The 15,293-nt window shown below is 60.4% G+C and carries 16 protein-coding genes; 5 read left to right on the forward strand and 11 right to left on the reverse strand.

The features are described from left to right. From EET67_RS25720 to EET67_RS21695, 3 genes are all read left to right on the forward strand, one after another. The coding region (locus EET67_RS25720) for a transposase domain-containing protein (RefSeq protein WP_133308878.1) at positions 1 to 95 on the forward strand (95 nt) is incomplete at its 5' end. A gap of 47 nt (positions 96 to 142) precedes the next feature. Then, the gene (locus EET67_RS21690; protein ID WP_165899995.1) at positions 143 to 685 is read left to right on the forward strand and encodes a DUF763 domain-containing protein; all 543 of its coding nucleotides are present in this window, start codon (positions 143 to 145) and stop codon (positions 683 to 685) included. A gap of 133 nt (positions 686 to 818) precedes the next feature. After that, entirely contained in the window at positions 819 to 1,511 is a 693-nt protein-coding gene (locus tag EET67_RS21695; protein ID WP_128628313.1) for a hypothetical protein, read from the forward strand. 415 nt (positions 1,512 to 1,926) lie between these two features. Here the strand turns inward: EET67_RS21695 and EET67_RS21705 are convergent, their stop codons facing one another. From EET67_RS21705 to EET67_RS21750, 10 genes are all read right to left on the reverse strand, one after another. Continuing rightward, positions 1,927 to 2,943, reverse strand: a complete 1,017-nt coding sequence (locus EET67_RS21705; RefSeq protein ID WP_128628315.1) for a formate dehydrogenase subunit gamma — start codon at positions 2,941 to 2,943, stop codon at positions 1,927 to 1,929. A gap of 51 nt (positions 2,944 to 2,994) precedes the next feature. Continuing rightward, positions 2,995 to 3,591 carry a formate dehydrogenase FDH3 subunit beta gene (gene fdh3B, locus EET67_RS21710; RefSeq protein WP_128628316.1) on the reverse strand — a complete coding sequence of 199 codons (597 nt, stop codon included), beginning with the start codon at positions 3,589 to 3,591 and terminating at the stop codon, positions 2,995 to 2,997. 16 nt (positions 3,592 to 3,607) lie between these two features. Beyond that, positions 3,608 to 6,520 (reverse strand): molybdopterin-dependent oxidoreductase, encoded by a 2,913-nt coding sequence (locus EET67_RS21715; RefSeq protein WP_128628317.1) that lies wholly within the window; start codon positions 6,518 to 6,520, stop codon positions 3,608 to 3,610. Positions 6,521 to 6,527: 7 nt separating this feature from the next. Beyond that, the gene (locus EET67_RS21720) at positions 6,528 to 6,743 is read right to left on the reverse strand and encodes a formate dehydrogenase (protein WP_128628318.1); all 216 of its coding nucleotides are present in this window, start codon (positions 6,741 to 6,743) and stop codon (positions 6,528 to 6,530) included. Between the two features lie 48 nt (positions 6,744 to 6,791). Further along, entirely contained in the window at positions 6,792 to 7,454 is a 663-nt protein-coding gene (locus EET67_RS21725; RefSeq protein ID WP_128628319.1) for a TorD/DmsD family molecular chaperone, read from the reverse strand. A gap of 105 nt (positions 7,455 to 7,559) precedes the next feature. Then, positions 7,560 to 8,258, reverse strand: coding sequence for a DUF3306 domain-containing protein (locus EET67_RS21730; RefSeq protein WP_128628320.1), 699 nt, complete (start codon positions 8,256 to 8,258; stop codon positions 7,560 to 7,562). Continuing rightward, entirely contained in the window at positions 8,255 to 8,767 is a 513-nt protein-coding gene (locus tag EET67_RS21735; protein WP_128628321.1) for a DUF3305 domain-containing protein, read from the reverse strand. Before EET67_RS21735 ends, EET67_RS21730 begins: the two co-directional genes overlap by 4 nt. A gap of 12 nt (positions 8,768 to 8,779) precedes the next feature. After that, complete coding sequence (locus EET67_RS21740; protein ID WP_128628322.1) at positions 8,780 to 9,793, reverse strand: DUF6352 family protein; 1,014 nt, start codon at positions 9,791 to 9,793, stop codon at positions 8,780 to 8,782. Further along, entirely contained in the window at positions 9,790 to 10,332 is a 543-nt protein-coding gene (locus tag EET67_RS21745) for a DUF6505 family protein (protein WP_128628323.1), read from the reverse strand. Before EET67_RS21745 ends, EET67_RS21740 begins: the two co-directional genes overlap by 4 nt. Then, positions 10,323 to 11,072 (reverse strand): biotin/lipoate--protein ligase family protein, encoded by a 750-nt coding sequence (locus EET67_RS21750; RefSeq protein ID WP_128628324.1) that lies wholly within the window; start codon positions 11,070 to 11,072, stop codon positions 10,323 to 10,325. Before EET67_RS21750 ends, EET67_RS21745 begins: the two co-directional genes overlap by 10 nt. 101 nt (positions 11,073 to 11,173) lie before the next feature. Between EET67_RS21750 and EET67_RS21755 the strand changes: the two genes are divergently transcribed. Continuing rightward, entirely contained in the window at positions 11,174 to 13,213 is a 2,040-nt protein-coding gene (locus EET67_RS21755) for a 4Fe-4S dicluster domain-containing protein (RefSeq protein WP_128628325.1), read from the forward strand. A gap of 2 nt (positions 13,214 to 13,215) precedes the next feature. Here the strand turns inward: EET67_RS21755 and EET67_RS21760 are convergent, their stop codons facing one another. Further along, positions 13,216 to 14,496 carry a hypothetical protein gene (locus EET67_RS21760; RefSeq protein ID WP_128628326.1) on the reverse strand — a complete coding sequence of 427 codons (1,281 nt, stop codon included), beginning with the start codon at positions 14,494 to 14,496 and terminating at the stop codon, positions 13,216 to 13,218. 540 nt (positions 14,497 to 15,036) lie between these two features. On the opposite strand from EET67_RS21760, the gene EET67_RS26660 reads away from it, so the two are divergent. Further along, complete coding sequence (locus EET67_RS26660; RefSeq protein WP_425359540.1) at positions 15,037 to 15,234, forward strand: DUF982 domain-containing protein; 198 nt, start codon at positions 15,037 to 15,039, stop codon at positions 15,232 to 15,234. Positions 15,235 to 15,293: the final 59 nt, after the last annotated feature.

Below are 15,293 nucleotides of genomic sequence, written 5' to 3' on the forward strand. Positions count from 1 at the left end.
CACACGCCTGGCTCGCCCAGACCCTCGAGCGCATTGCCCAGGGCTGGCCGATCTCCCGGATCGACGATCTCATGCCCTGGAACTTCAAAGCCTGAACGGCCGCGGCTACCCGCTTACGATGCGTCTGGACCATTCACAGCTGATGGCGCTTCTGGCCGGGTTGGACTGGAAGAAGATCCGCCTGGCCAAGGACGGCACCGATCGCCGCGCCGAACGATCGCACAGCGGACAACTCGAACTGCTGCGGGCTCTTGGCCCCGATAGCATCCTGGGCAAAATCGCCACCCTCGAGCGAGGGATGTGCGCGCCACCGGATCGGCCGTTGCTTTCTCATCTGGTGATGCCTGCGCCCGCGAAGTTCATGAGAGCGACGTTATCATGCCGGCTGCACGGGAACTTGGCGGCTGCTGCGGCCAAATGCAGCCCTCCAACTTCCCCCAGCTTCTGCTCACGCCCGGCGTCGGTCCCCGTTCGGGCACTCGCCCTCATCGCCGAGGTCGGTTATGGTGTGCCATGTAGTTTCGCAGATCCGGGGCGTTTTTCGCTGGCACATGGCGGCGAGGACAGACATCCGTTTCCAGTTCCCTTGAACGTCTATGACGAGACGACCCCAGCGGCAGCTTCCGATTCGCTGCCTGTGCTCTTACTGGCAAGATTGGTGCCCGTCTCACGTCGTTTGAGTTGAGAATGCGCCGGCAAACTGTCTTGATCCGGGGATATAACCCCGTTTTGGAACCGCCTTGCGCGTTGCGAGTTCATGGACCGTTGGGGGCACTATTTGACCTAGGCTGAAGCTAACGAGGGAAGGAGAACATGGGATGACAAAATTATTCTTAGCCGGTATCTTCGCCCTCTCCGTTTCAACTTCACTCGCACAGACACATACGGCGCCGACAGCTCCAGCAGCGCCAGCCAACGCTGGCGCCGGGTCGGCCACCGCCGGAGAGCCGGCAAATCTCTGCCAGGAACTTCTTGCTTTCATGAAGGCGCCACCGGAACCGGAAGCCCCTATCAGTCCGGCAAAACCCGCCGCCACCCAATCTGCACCGCAAACTTCTGCGCCTTCTGACCAGCAAGCCGGAACTGCAAAACAGGACTCGAAGGCGGCTTCAGGAGAAGCCGTACCGCCGAAAGCTGCCGGAGGGACACAATCGGCACAGCAGCAGTCCGGGCAAAGCGGTCCCGCCCACACATCACCGGAACCGAATCCCGCTACTGCCAAGCAAGGCACGGCGCAAGGCGCGCCACAGTCTTCCGGTCTGAGCGCCCCCGTTCCCACCGAGCCGACCCCGATCGCGAAGGAATCTCAATTGAGCATCGCCGAGGCCGAGAAACTAGCCGAAGCCAATGACATTGCTGCATGCCGGGACGCATCGCGCAAACTAAGGCTTGCCGGCGTTGCCGTGCCACCACCGCTGCTTGCACTGACGGCGCTGGATCTGCAATATCAACAGAATGCGAAGCCGCCAAGTCAGAAGCCTGAAACTGGGGCACCAACAACGGCTCAGTGAGACGGCGCAGACGACTTGTAGGCTTTACTGCGGCGGCAGTACATCAACGCGGTGACCGCATGGCCGCATTGCGTGATATCCGAAGAAGGGAGTAGCGGGATGGCTGTGATCATAATGAGTATTGTGGTTACCCTAATTATTGCATTTGGCGCAAGCTACTTCCTGAGCGCAGAGCACACGCCGGCATGGGAAGTGTATAGTACTTCCAGCACCCGTGTGGGCGATCCGGGAGAAAACTTGGTTGGCCCAGCCTGGACAGGAAGCTCCAGCGTCGCTTCTGCAACGGAACCCGAAGCACCGCCATCCTGAGGTCTGACTTCGCAGCCCGACGCTGGATGATTTCATTCGGCCACAGGGGTTCAGATTTCTTGCGAGGCTGGCAGACCAGACCAGTCTCTCTCGGTGGTGAGCGACGCTATTCGGCCGGCGTTGCCGCTGTCCTGGACGGTGTTGCCTTGGCTTCTTGCCTTTCCACCCAGACGCTGTGGTGCTGCTTGGCCCAATTGAGGTCGACGGTGCCCGAGCCCATCGCCTCATAGGCGCCTTCCATGCCAAGGGTGCCGATATAGATGTGCCCCAAGATCACGGCGATCATCAGCACGCCAACGACGGCATGGATGGTTTGGGCGAGCTGCATACCATTCACATCTGTGTAGGCGAAGGGGAACAGCATGAAGATACCGGATACGGAAAGGGTGGCCCCGCCCAGGATCACCGACCAGAAGATAAGCTTCTGCCCTGCATTGAATCGCGCCGCCGGCGGATGAGTCCGGTTTGACTTGTCGAACAGACCGCCGCCCACTTTCAGCCAGTGCGCGTCATAGCGATCGGGAAGGTTTCCCCACACCCACATGACCAGGATGGCGAGAACCCCGAGCATGAACGCCCAGGACAAGAAGTCATGTGCATATTTGGCCCATTGCGACCATGAGGAGAAGGCGTCGGCTCCTATCAGCGGCATGAGAATGCGTTTGCCGAACACGAAATTCAGCCCGGTGATTGCAAGTACGATGAAAGCCGTGGCCGTCGTCCAGTGGGCCAGACGCTCAATGACATTGAAGCGCAAAAGCTTGACGCCCGATTCCGGTATCAGCATGCGGACACGGCCCCGGATAAAATAAAACAGCGCAAGCACGACCAGCATGCCAAGGACAGCGATTGCGCCGATCCACGGCAGGACGCCTTCATGAAAGCCGCGGAAGTCCCTGCCCTGTGGCTGCTGCAGGGTTGCCGCCTTCTTGTCCGGTATGGTGATGCGGCCCTGGATCTTGCTGAGCTCGTCGAGAAGCTGCTGTTCGTTGACTGCCTGCGCAGTCGGGTTGATCCCTGACGGAGCCTGCGCACCGACTGGTGCGATGGCGAGCAGACCGACAATCAGAATGATCGCCGCAACAACCCGCGAGCCAGGACGGCTAAGCTTGAAGACCCGCATTCCACTGTCCTCCTGTTCGCTCCGCTCTGCGTGCGTTTGACTCCGCCTTCGTCAGACGGTGATCGTCTCCCGATAGGCCGTCTGCCAGCCCCAGGCGCCCGAGCCGTAGCCACGCTGGATCACGCGTTCCTTGTAGATTGCGGCGATGATTTCGCCATCGCCGGCAAGCAGCGACTTGGTCGAACACATCTCTGCGCAAAGCGGCAGTTTGCCTTCGGCCAGCCGATTGGCGCCGTATTTGGCATATTCCACCTCAGTGGAATCCTGCTCCGGGCCGCCAGCACAGAACGTGCACTTGTCCATCTTGCCGCGCGAGCCGAAATTACCGACGCGCGGATATTGCGGCGCGCCGAACGGACAGGCGTAAAAGCAATAGCCGCAGCCGATGCACAAATCCTTAGAATGGAGCACCACCGCATCGGCGGTCGTATAGAAGCAGTCGACCGGGCAGACCGCCGCACAAGGCGCGTCCGTGCAGTGCATACAGGCCATAGAGACGGAACGCTCGCCCGGCTTGCCATCGTTGATGGTGACGACACGGCGGCGGTTTATGCCCCACGGTACGTCGTGTTCGTTCTTGCAGGCGGTGACGCAAGCATTGCACTCGATGCAGCGGTCCGCATCGCAAAGAAACTTCATACGGGCCATTTCTTGCTCCTCCTGCTCACGCCGCCATCACCTGGCAGAGTGTGACCTTTGGTTCCTGCATGTTGGTGACGGGATCGTAGCCATAGGTGGTGATCGAATTGGCACTTTCGCCGAGGACGATGGGGTCGGTGCCCTGCGGATAATTTTGCCGCAGGTCCTCACCCTGGAACCAGCCGCCGAAGTGGAAGGGCATGAAGGTGACGCCCTTGCCTACACGCTGCGTGACCAGTGCCCTCACCTTCGCCTTGGAATTGCTTTCCGCGCCAGTCACCCACACCCAGGCGCCATCGCTGATGCCACGCTCGGCAGCATCAGCTGGATTGATCTCAACGAACATTTCCTGCTGCAGTTCTGCGAGCCACCTGTTCGAGCGGGTTTCCTCGCCGCCGCCTTCATATTCCACGAGCCGGCCAGATGTGAGAATCAACGGGAAGGCCTTTGCGACGCCCTTGTCCACCGCGGCCTTCTGTACGCTGAAGCCGATATTCGGCAGCCGGAACTGTATGGCATCGGGAAGGGTCGGATATTTCTCGACCAGATCCACCCTCGGCGTGTAGATCGGCTCGCGATGGACGGGGATGGGATCGGGCAGGTTCCATGCCACCGCACGCGCCTTGCCGTTGCCGTAGGGGTGGCAGCCATGGCTGAGCACGACGCGCTGAATGCCGCCTGACAGATCAGTCGACCATGAAACCTTGTCGATGTCACTGCCGATCTTCTGGATGACGCCGAGCTCCTCGGCGGTCAGATCCTTGTCCCAGCCGAGCTTCTTCAGCACGGCCATGGTGAACTCGGGATAGCCGTCGGTGAGTTCGGAGCCCTCGGTGTAGGACCCTTCCGCGAGAAGCGTCTGGCCGTTCCTCTCCACGCCGAAGCGCGCGCGGAAAGGACTGCCGCCGTCCATGACGTGGAGGCCGGTGTTGTAGAGGTTGGCTGTGCCCGGATGGCGAAGCTCCGGCTTGCCCCAGCACGGCCAGGGCAGGCCGTAATAGTCGCCTCCGACCTCCGGGTCGTCCTTCGGCGCACGCAAGGTGACCAGATCAAATTTACGCTGGTTCTTCATGTGCGCCTTCAGCCGTTCCGGCGATTGGCCGCAATAGCCGGTCGACCAGCTGCCGCGGTTCATTTCGCGCAGCACATCCTCCGGCACCGGCCGGTCGCCTTCGACAGCGATATTCTTGAACATGCGCTCGGCAAGTCCAAGCTTCTGCGCCAAACGGTAGATGACCTGATAGTCGTCCTTCTGCTCGAAGGACGGCTTCACGATCTGCTCGCCCCATTGGATCGAGCGGTTGGAAGCCACTCGCGAACCCGATGTCTCGAATTGGGTGCAGACGGGCAGAAGAAAGGTGTTGTCCTTGCGCCCGCCCTGCACCGCCAGCGACGCCCATGTAGTCGGATGCGGATCGGCAATGACTAGCAGGTCGAGCTTTGCCAGCCCTTTCACGGATTCAGGAATACGGGTGATGCTGTTGCTGGCGTGCCCCTGCACAAACATGGCGCGCAGATTGTCGCGTTGAGCAATCTGTTCCTTCGGCAGCGACACGGCATCGAACCACCGTGTCAGCGGAATTCCCGGCGCCTCCATGATCTCCTTGGAATCGAAGCGCGAAAGCAGATAGTCGTACTCGACCTCCCAAACGCGGGCCCAATGGTTCCAGGCCCCTTCCGTCAGACCGTAGTAGAACGGCAGTGTCGTGACATCGAGGCCGATGTCGGTCGCTCCCTGCACATTATCATGGCCGCGAAAGATGTTAGCTCCGGTACCTGGCTTGCCGACATTTCCGGTGGCAAGGCAAAGGATGCAGCTTGCGCGCACATTGGCAGTGCCGACCGTGTGCTGGGTCTGCCCCATGCACCAGATGAGCGTCGCCGGCTTCTGGGTGGCGAACATTTCGGCGACCCGCTTCAACTGCTCTCCTGGCACGCCGGAGATGCGCTCCACCTCCTCCGGAGGGTATTTCGCCATCTCCTTGCGGATCTCATCCATGCCGTAGACACGCTGCGCGATGAATTCCTTGTCTTCCCAGCCGTTCTCGAAGATGTGCCAAAGCATGCCCCAGAGCACGGCGATATCGGTCCCGGACCGGATGCGCACATAATCAGTCGCATGCGCGGCCGTGCGCGTGAAGCGTGGGTCGATTACGATGAAATTCGCGTGGTTGAGTTCTTTACCTTCCAACAGGTGCTGCAGCGAGATGGGGTGCGCCTCCGCAGGATTGCCACCCATGATGATCATGGTCTTGGCATTGCGGATGTCGTTGAAGGAGTTGGTCATTGCGCCGTAGCCCCAGGTATTGGCCACGCCCGACACCGTCGTCGAATGGCAAATGCGCGCCTGATGATCCTGGTTGTTGGTTCCCCAGAAAGCAGCCAACTTGCGGAACAGGTAAGTCCCTTCGTTGGAGAATTTCGCCGATCCCATCCAGTAGACAGAGTCCGGCCCGGACTTCTCGCGAATCTCCCGCAGCTTGTCGCCGATGCCGTTTATGGCGTCATCCCAGGAAATGCGTTCCCATTGACCAGAGACCAGCTTCATCGGGTATTTCAGCCGGCGGTCGCTATGCACCAGTTCACGTACGCTTGCTCCCTTGGCGCAATGGGAACCGCGGTTGATCGGGCTGTCCCATGAGGGCTCCTGGCCGGTCCAGACCCCGTTCTGAACTTCAGCAGTGACAGTGCAACCGACCGCGCAATGGGTGCAGATGCTTTTCCTGAGCTCAATTGGAACGCCAGGTTGCGGTGGGCTGATAGCCTCAGCCTTCTTGATGGTGCCGAGATGGAAAGCGCCAACCGCAGCCATTCCACCGACAGCGAGGCCGGAGCGACGCAGAAAGGTTCGCCGGTCAAGGGGAACCGATGAAACCGCTCCCATAAGGGTTTGCAATCTTGTGCGGCCCGCCTGGCCGGACTTGCGTTTCGTCAGCATGGCGCCCTCACTTCTTCAGCGTCTGGTAGCCGTTCACACGATAGAAGGCTTTGACGTGATCCGTTTCCCGATAACGGGCCTTCGTTTCATCCTTGCCGGGATCATAGGCTTGCGCCTCGCCGGGGCGAAGCGTCGCGGCAGCTGCGACGGCCGCGGTGGATGCGCCTCCCAGCGCGCGGAAGAAGTTGCGGCGGCTTATCGCCTTCTGCTGCCTGTCATGCATCGTCGATCCTCCCATACTACCGGGCAGCCGATGCTGCTGTGCCGGCGATCACCCGCTCGGGCGCGCCTCCATGGCAAAGCCTTCGGCTTCGATATCGATGAATATTCGCCCGACCGCACCGACCGCCCGGTAGAACCTCGCAGATTGCGCTTTTTCGAGATCGGCGAAGAAGCGCCCCGCCCAGGAGGCGATGTGCCGCGTAAAGAAGTCGTATTCGTCATCAGCGGCGATCTCGAAACGATTGCCGGCGAAGCCGCTCATGATTTCGCACAGGCTTCCGAGATGATCTTCCGGGTCCGTGTGTGCCTCCGCTCGTTCGAGGCCAAGGCGGCGCATGTCGCCGCGCAGCCGGGCAAGCGGCCGTTCATTGAGGAAGCCGGTCAGATAATAGGACGCATAGGGGATGAGTTCGCCGCGCCCTATTCCGATAAAGAGTTCGAAGTATTCGCGATCAACGGCCTCGGCGGACCTCGCGGCCTGTCCAAGCGCATCATGCGCGAGGCCGAGCGGCGTCGCCGCGCCTTGCAGGCCGCCGAGCCGCGCCAGGAACCCGGCATCCGGGGCACGCAGGAGAAGCGAGGCGATCAGCGCGTACTCATCCGCACGCGCGCTGTTGATGTCGTCGAATTCGGCCACACGTGCACCGGAGGGCGAAGCGCCTGCTCCGACCGATAGTCCGGTTGCCTCCTCCAAGCTCAAGTCTGGGTTCATCGCTGACCTCGACTGTGCCGCTCAATGAGTGGGTAAAGTAAATACTAGTCTCCCATCAGGGGATTGCAACAGTTACTGTACGCAAAGGTTTCGCCGTGATTTGCATCAGCGTGGCCTGGCACCGCCATGACGCCGCGGAGACTGGCGCGGTTGCTTGGCTTGCTCAGGCTTGGCTTGTTCAGGTTCGGCAGCGACCTTCGTGCGGACGGGCAGCGAGGGCTCGGAACTCTCCGGCTTCAATGCAGGCGCGGGCGGTTCAGCCGGAGAATCCGCATCGGTCGGGCTGTCCATCGCAGCGCCCGCGTCATGGCTTGGCCCAACTGCTATCGGCGGCGGCGGCCGATCTGCCGCAGGCCCGGCGGCTCCCGCCAAATCCGTCTGAACGCCGCCGTTGATTGTGGACAGGAATTCCACCACAGCCCTGCTCGCATCGAGCGGACCGAAACCTGCCATCGACCCAGGCCGATTGAAGTCCCAGGCGTATTCCGAGGGACCGACGTAATCACGGATCGCCGGGTCGAGTGACCATATCTTGCGCAGCGCCGCGTTTTTTAACGGATTGGGCACGCCCTTGCGCAGGAACGCCGAGATGTCGCTCTCAGCGGTGAGGTTTTCAAGATCAGGGAGCGGCTCTCCTGCGTCAGGCTCCTCTGCGGCAGGCTGCTGACCGACAGGCTCGGCCTCCATCTCCGCTGGCGCTTCGGCCGCAGCCTGCTCCTCGTTCGGGGCCGCAGTCTCCTGGTGTCGCACTGTCTGCTTGCGGCGCGACCAACGGGCGAAGATATTGTCGTCGCCGACACTCATTCCACGTCATCCTTCGAGTGAAGATGCCGGTCCCGTTTGGCCATGGCCTCGGGATTTGCGCGGTCGCGTGTGCGCTTGATGAATGGACGCTCGACGTGATGGAGCTCGACGAAGGCGGCGAGGCGGCGCTGAATCTCGATTGGCATGGGAACGGCCTCGATAATATCGGTGCCTGGTTCCGTCAGCGTCTCAGCTTCGGACGGGTCGGCTGTCACCAATTGCAGCGCTACGCCGGGGGGTGCTTCGGTCGGACGGAGCAACACCCACAGGCGCGGTTGCCCCGATCGGAGATTGTCGCGGTACATGCCGGTCTCGGAACCGAAAAACTCCAGTTCGAAGCTTCCGGCATAAAAGCGTGTCACCTCGGGTGTTTGGGTCAGCATTGTCCAGGGCGCGGCGGCCGGCGCGCCGGCGAGCACAGCGACAGGCATCCATGCATGATCGATCCAGGGATTCTTCAGGACTTGTCGTTCTGCGATCACGCCAACGTGTACTGTCTCGCGTATCATAACGCGCTCCTGCTAATTCCTCGGTGCCGTGACACGTAACGGCAGGCCCGCGATCAGGTTCTGTGGCTTCATGCGTACCATCAGGTCGGGGGTCATGGCCATGATCAGCCAGACAGGCCTAGCTCCGACATCAGGATGGACCTCGCCGGTGTCACAGAAAGTGAGGCGGAATAGTGCAAGGATGCGTTCGGCTGCATCGGGGTCGAGTTCGTTGCCGGCCCAGAGCGCATTGCCGATACGGGTCGCTTCGGCATCAAGGCCGACAAACCACGCCCAATCCTCGTCCTCGATCCGCTCCACCGGCTCAATCTCCACGTCAACCGCCAGAAGATGGTGAATCCAGATCGCCATTGCGTCTGCAAGGCCGCGTCGAGCCGGGCTGTCAGCGCCGCCAAGGCTGAGCACTAGGTCGAAAGCATCGCTGCGGGCGAAATAGCTCTCGGCGTTCGTCTCCTTCAAGATCTCCAGTTCTGTGACAGCGGGCCCACCAAGCATGTTGAATAGAGGCGAGGCGTGACGGTTCTGTTCGTGCAGTTCGATCGTTTCGGCATCCGCGAGAAGAACACTTCCCTCATGGAAGGTCACACGCTGTGGGCGATAGAACAATTCGGCGGCGCGCAGGAGCCATGGATCATTCGTACCATTCACAGCATTACGCAGAACCAACTGCGTCAGCTGGTTCATGAAAAGTGGCGGAATGCTGGTGACACCGCGCACAAGCGAGAGATAGGCGGCCTCGAGCGAAGGCGTTGCCAGCACGTGATCGCGAAAGGCGATCATGTACTCCCAATTCTCACGCGCATCCGGGTCCTCCAAAGCGGCAATCTCCTGCTGGGTGACGGGCCTGCGCGGCTGATGTATCAAAAGCTCGTGATGCAGCAGCAACTCAGCTTCACAAGCGGTTTCGGGCGGCAACAGTTCCGGCCGGGCGAGATATGCCTTCAAGAACGCGTCGGTCACGAGCAGGCGTCCCGCCTCGTCCCTGTCAAGGAGGTGATGACCTGACGAAACCCAAAAATCCTTCATTTCTGCCCTGCGGCTAGTGTAAAAATATCGACTTCTTCTTCCGGCGTATCTTCCTCCTGGACCTCGACCAGGTGGAAGGCTCCGGCCGGTTCCAGCCGGGTTACGCGCCGGTGCAAGGTGCGAAAGGTCTCTCGAATGCCGTCACCCTCCATGGTGCGGCGCAGACCGATCAGTGTATTGAGCGGGTGGTCGCAAAGCGACTGCGCAAACGCAATCTCCTCCTCGGCAGCAGCATGCGCGGTTTTCATGTCGGGCGCCCCGCAGCGCGCTACAAGCTGCTCGGCAAGCCGATCGACAGCGGCGGCGCGCTCCGCTGCGGTCGCCTGGGCGACGACAACGAGAGTGGACCACCCAAAGCTGTCGATGCCGAGAAATCCGGCGCGGAAAACCTGTTGTTCCTTATTCGAAAGGGTAGCGGCATCGGCACCGAAGAACAGGAAAGTGCCGGTCACCGCCCATTCGCCCAGTTCGGCCGCGGACGGAAAAACAAAAGTATCAGACGGGTCAAGGCGGATCGTTCGTGGCAGTTTCAAAGCCATGGCACTCCTGTCGCTGGATCGAGCCAGGACGGAAAGGTAAGAGTCGCCGACAGGTTTCGTCTTTCAGAGGGCTCACCTCCAACCGTCCTGGAGATCACCAGATCGCCGTTGTCAGCCAACTCAATCTCCCGTTCATCATATGCGTTCAGGCGGCTCAGCCAGGGTCTGGCAATTGACGCGAAGCCGGTTTGCGTCCAGTCGTGGAACCCGGCCATCAGATAGCGGGTGAAACTTGTGATGATCTCGCCTGGATCGATCGCTTCGAAGCCGAGTTCGTCGAGCGCGCCCAAAAGCGGCCGCAGACCCGGCTCACCGGCACGGACGACGCAAGTACGGATCATGCCGGAAAAGACCAGCCAAGGCGGGATCTCGTCTTCCCCCACCTCTTGCGGCCAGGCCAGACGGCCGCCGCCGACGAGCACCCGATCGATGCGAATTGTATCGGGCCAGTCGAATGAGATCGGCCGCTCCGGCGGGGCATGGACGGCGAGGGCGTCGGCGAGGGCATTCATACAGGCAAAGATGGCACGACGCGCCTGTGCCAAAGATTCATCGGGCTCGAGGACAACCGCGAATTCGGCCAGGTCGTAACGGCGAACCCAGACCAGTGTGCCAGCACCTTCCTCATCAGCGATAGCACAGGCATGCGCAAAGGCATCGCCAGCCTCTCGCAATGCGATGAGAGTATAAGGCGGCGGTAGATCAAGGGTTCGGTCGGTCACCGACTCTCGCAGGAACATGGCGCCAGTCCATATGTTGATGACGGCCACTTCAATCCAACTATAATACGTTCAAACAGGTGGGGCTACCGAGTAGGTGCGATTGTGTCGCGGGAGCCGAAATGACCTTGAGCAAGCGCCGGAAAGTTCTTGTCTGCTCCTGCGAGCGGAGCATGCCGGGCAGCTATGGCGAGGATGTCGCGCGCGGATGTCACAATGTGCAGGTCGAATCCGGGGATCAGTTCTGCGGCGTGGAACTCGACCGGGTGCGGACCATTCTAAACGGCGCTGATGCCGTGACGATCGGCTGTGTGCAACAGGCGCCGCTTTTCAGGGAGCTCGCTGAGGAACTCGCCTATGAAGGCGAGCTTTCTTTCGCGAATATTCGCGAGACTGCAGGCTGGGCGGAGCGCGCCTCTGCTGCCGGTCCGAAAGCGGCCGCACTGCTGGCCATGGCTGCGGAGCCCAGCGTTGCGCCCGCCCAGGTGACACTTTCCAGCAATGGCGTGATCTTGATCTATGGCCGCGACGAGACGGCGATCGAGGCGGGCAGGCAACTCGCCGATAAGCTCGATGTCACCGTCCTTCTCGCCCGGCGAAGCGAAATCACGCCTCCCCGGGTCTGGGATTTCCCTGTGATGCAGGGCACCGTCCGCAACGCACGCGGCCATCTCGGCGCCTTCGAGATGGTGATTGACGATTTCGCGGCACCAGTTCCCTCTTCACGCGATCGACTATGCTTCGGAACCCCGCGCGACGGTGCAATTTCGCAATCGGATATCGTGCTCGACCTTTCCGGTGAGACACCGCTTTTTCCTGCCCATGAATTGCGCGACGGCTATGTGAAGGCCGATCCGAGCGATCTGATATCTGTCGCCGGGGCAATCGGGAAGATGGCCGATTTCGTCGGCGAGTTCGATAAGCCGCGGTTTATCGATTTTTCCGAGGATTTGTGTGCCCATTCACGATCCCAAATCATCGGCTGCAGGCGATGCCTTGATCTGTGCCCAACAGGCGCAATAGCGCCTGCCGGCGACCACGTCGCGGTCGATGCAAATATCTGCGCCGGCTGTGGCAACTGCGCTGCGGTTTGTCCAACCGGCGCGGCCGCATACGCCTTGCCAGATTCGGCGACACTCCTACGACGATTGCGAACACTATTGCTCACTTATCGAGAAGCAGGAGGCAACGAGGCGATCGTGCTTTTTCACGATCTCGACCACGGCGTGCCATTGATCGATGCACTGGCGCGGTTCGGAACAGGTCTTCCTGCCAATGTCCTACCGGTCGCGGTGAATGCGGTTATGCAATTGGGCATAGAGGCGTGGGCTGCGCCGGTCGCCTGGGGTGCTATTGCCGTGAGAGCCTTGAGTTCGGCCAAGCCAAGGCATGATATCGCAGGAGTGGTCGCGAACATAAAGATCGCCAACCTCCTGACCGATTCCCTGGGTTATGGATCCGACGTCTGCGGCTTGGTCGAAACCGACGATCCGGACGTGCTCAAATCCAGACTGGATCTCATAAACCCAACCTTGACGTCACGGGAGCCGGCGACATTTCTGCCGGTCGGCAAGAAACGCAGCGTGCTGGATAGCACGATGATCGAGCTGCACCGCGTTGCACCCACCCCAGTCGATTTCGTCATGTTGCCCGCTGGGGCGCCGTTTGGGTCGCTGGAGGTCAATATCGACGGTTGTACGCTGTGCCTTTCATGCGTGGCAGCCTGTCCGACGGGTGCGCTTTCAGACAATGAACAGCGGCCGGCCCTTTATTTCGCCGAGAGCGCATGCGTGCAATGCGGGCTCTGCGCTGCGACCTGCCCAGAGCAGGTTGTCACACTGGTCCCTCAACTGGACTTCCGAGCCTGGAACACGCCACGCCGAGTCGTGAAGGAAGAGGAGCCGTACCTCTGCATCCACTGTGGCAAGCCATTCGGTACGAAGAGCACCATTGAGCGCATCGTCGCCAAACTCGAGGGCAAGCACTGGATGTTCGCCGGAGAGAACGCGCGTCGGCTCGATGTGGTGCGGATGTGCGAGAATTGTCGGATCGACGCGGTCATGAATCAAGGGTTCGACCCTTATGCCGGCCCGGCCCGTGCGGCGCCGCGCACGACCGAAGACTATCTTTGCAAACGCACCAAGCCAGGCAAGCCGGTCTAAGTCTATTCGGTCGCGGTCGCCCGCTTGAGAAAGCGGATCAGAGCGGCGCGTCTGTCGGCGCTTTTAATCGTTTGTTCCGGCATTTTGGTGCCGGGCGTGTAAGTATTCGGTCCCAGTTCGAACAGCTTGGAGACCGTTTCCTCGGTCCAAACGATATCCATATCGCGAAGCGACGGCGAATAGCGATAGCCCGGCACCGACGCAATCCTACGGCCAAAGAGACCGTGGAGAGTCGGGCCTGCACGTTGGCCGTCGTTCGGGTGGAGTGTGTGGCAGGCGACACAAGCGCGGAAAACTTCTGCGTCCGGAATTCCCGCAAATTCGGCCATGGGGTCGGATGAGCCAGTGACGGCCGCCCCAACATGATCACCTGTTTCGACGCTCCAATCGCGCACGACATAATCTGCGCCGGCGCTAAGAAGCGCTTTGCTATCGGGCGTGAATGCGAGGGACCAAACCGGGTCGCCAGACGCTTCCACGATGCGAACAGGCGCAAGATTTGCTGCATCGAGCAGATGTATTGCATCGCTCCCGCCGACAGCCAGGTATTTCCCGTCCGGCGAGGCGGCTAGGGTAAGCACGGGGCTTCCTACAGCCTGAGATTCGCCGCGAATTACCCTGCTGCGGTCGAGCAAGCGTACTTTGCCGTCCATTCCTCCCACGAACAGGCGATCGCCGGACGCTCTTGTCATTGTGCTCAGTGGACCAGGCAGGATGACACGCGCCGCTGCCACCTGGGCGGCGCGTGACCAGAAGATGATCCTGGCGTCGTAGCCTGCACTTACGAGTGTGCCATCAGCCAAGAAGGCAACCGCGTTGACATTGTCGCTATGGCCTTTGAATAGACGCGGCTCTCCATCCGACAACGGCCACAGCCGGACGCTTTTGTCCCAGGATGCGGAAGCCAGCATCAAACCATCGGGCGATATCGCAAGGGCAGCGACAGGTCCGGTGTGGCCTTCAAGAATGCGAATTGGCAGGCTTTGTCCGACTTGCCAAATGGCGATGCGGCCATCGGCGCCTGCGCTTGCAAAACGACCGTTCGGCAGCGCTACGAGCGCATTCACCTGGCTTTTGTGGAAGAGGCGCACGTCGCGTGCTTCTCCAGTCTTCAGCGACCAAATAATTATCCTGCTGTCAAAGCCTGCGGTAATCGCCCAGCCTCCACTCGCGACCAGGGCAATCGCTCGCACGACACCACCGTGACCGCGCAACTCCGTCCCGTGCGCCGTCGTGCCAAGGAGGAGGAATGTCGCTGCCAACAATTGGATAGGAAGTGTCATTGCATGAGCTCCAGCCATCAGTACGCCGTGAGCCGGTAGCGGTCGTAAACAGCATCATTTGAGCCGGGCTATACCCTCGGCAGGTTCACCAGTTTCCACGCTATTCGAGGCAATCGTATGATCCCACTCAGAGATAGGCGTTAATCTGTCACGCTTCGAAGACCAGGAACGCCTGCCATTGCCGTCATGTCTGATCGAATTGAATTCCAGAACTCGCTTTCCAATTCCTGATTGTCGATCATCACTCGCCTTCAATTCATCAGCAAACGTCGGGGGAAGCCTCCCCGCGCCGATCCAAAGACGACCGGTTGTCAGCGAAATGCTAAGGAACCAGTTTCTGTCGATCCGTCCGGAACTCCGGATACGAGCCGCGTAGACTGTCCCCAACAGAGGAGACTACCATGCGGCCTTGGAACATTGCGGGAAGATCAATGTTCTTTTCCACATGCGAAGGATCGAATTCGACCAGCCCGTGAAAATTGCTTTCGGGAAGCCGGGGTAATCTCGGATCGCGAGCACGGCGTTGGAAGCAGCCTCTGCTTGCAAAGCGAGAAGTGGCCGACAAGAAGCGGGCCATTTATGCAAATCGCAAAAGATGCATTGTATGGAGCAAAAAGCGGTCACGTCACACCTGCTGAGGCGCGACGGGCCTTTGCCGATGCCGCAATGGAAGCACGTACCTTGTCCCGGGTGATGGAGTCCGCTGACATCATGGCATTCCCGCGCCACTGCGAATAAATCAGCCCTATCTTCTCGATCAAGCATGAGCAGCGCGGTTTCACAGTGGTCCTTCTTGT

The organism is Borborobacter arsenicus, from assembly GCF_003934165.1.
GTDB lineage: Bacteria > Pseudomonadota > Alphaproteobacteria > Rhizobiales > Rhizobiaceae > Pseudaminobacter > Pseudaminobacter arsenicus.

What these genes read in the sequence shown, in the direction of transcription:
- EET67_RS21690 (WP_165899995.1), top strand. Translation starts at nt 143, where the DNA reads ATGGCGCTTCTGGCCGGGTTGGACTGGAAGAAGATCCGCCTGGCCAAG.
- EET67_RS21695 (WP_128628313.1), top strand. Translation starts at nt 819, where the DNA reads ATGACAAAATTATTCTTAGCCGGTATCTTCGCCCTCTCCGTTTCAACT.
- EET67_RS21705 (WP_128628315.1), bottom strand. Translation starts at nt 2,943, where the DNA reads ATGCGGGTCTTCAAGCTTAGCCGTCCTGGCTCGCGGGTTGTTGCGGCG.
- fdh3B (WP_128628316.1), bottom strand. Translation starts at nt 3,591, where the DNA reads ATGGCCCGTATGAAGTTTCTTTGCGATGCGGACCGCTGCATCGAGTGC.
- EET67_RS21715 (WP_128628317.1), bottom strand. Translation starts at nt 6,520, where the DNA reads ATGCTGACGAAACGCAAGTCCGGCCAGGCGGGCCGCACAAGATTGCAA.
- EET67_RS21720 (WP_128628318.1), bottom strand. Translation starts at nt 6,743, where the DNA reads ATGCATGACAGGCAGCAGAAGGCGATAAGCCGCCGCAACTTCTTCCGC.
- EET67_RS21725 (WP_128628319.1), bottom strand. Translation starts at nt 7,454, where the DNA reads ATGAACCCAGACTTGAGCTTGGAGGAGGCAACCGGACTATCGGTCGGA.
- EET67_RS21730 (WP_128628320.1), bottom strand. Translation starts at nt 8,258, where the DNA reads ATGAGTGTCGGCGACGACAATATCTTCGCCCGTTGGTCGCGCCGCAAG.
- EET67_RS21735 (WP_128628321.1), bottom strand. Translation starts at nt 8,767, where the DNA reads ATGATACGCGAGACAGTACACGTTGGCGTGATCGCAGAACGACAAGTC.
- EET67_RS21740 (WP_128628322.1), bottom strand. Translation starts at nt 9,793, where the DNA reads ATGAAGGATTTTTGGGTTTCGTCAGGTCATCACCTCCTTGACAGGGAC.
- EET67_RS21745 (WP_128628323.1), bottom strand. Translation starts at nt 10,332, where the DNA reads ATGGCTTTGAAACTGCCACGAACGATCCGCCTTGACCCGTCTGATACT.
- EET67_RS21750 (WP_128628324.1), bottom strand. Translation starts at nt 11,072, where the DNA reads ATGTTCCTGCGAGAGTCGGTGACCGACCGAACCCTTGATCTACCGCCG.
- EET67_RS21755 (WP_128628325.1), top strand. Translation starts at nt 11,174, where the DNA reads ATGACCTTGAGCAAGCGCCGGAAAGTTCTTGTCTGCTCCTGCGAGCGG.
- EET67_RS21760 (WP_128628326.1), bottom strand. Translation starts at nt 14,496, where the DNA reads ATGACACTTCCTATCCAATTGTTGGCAGCGACATTCCTCCTCCTTGGC.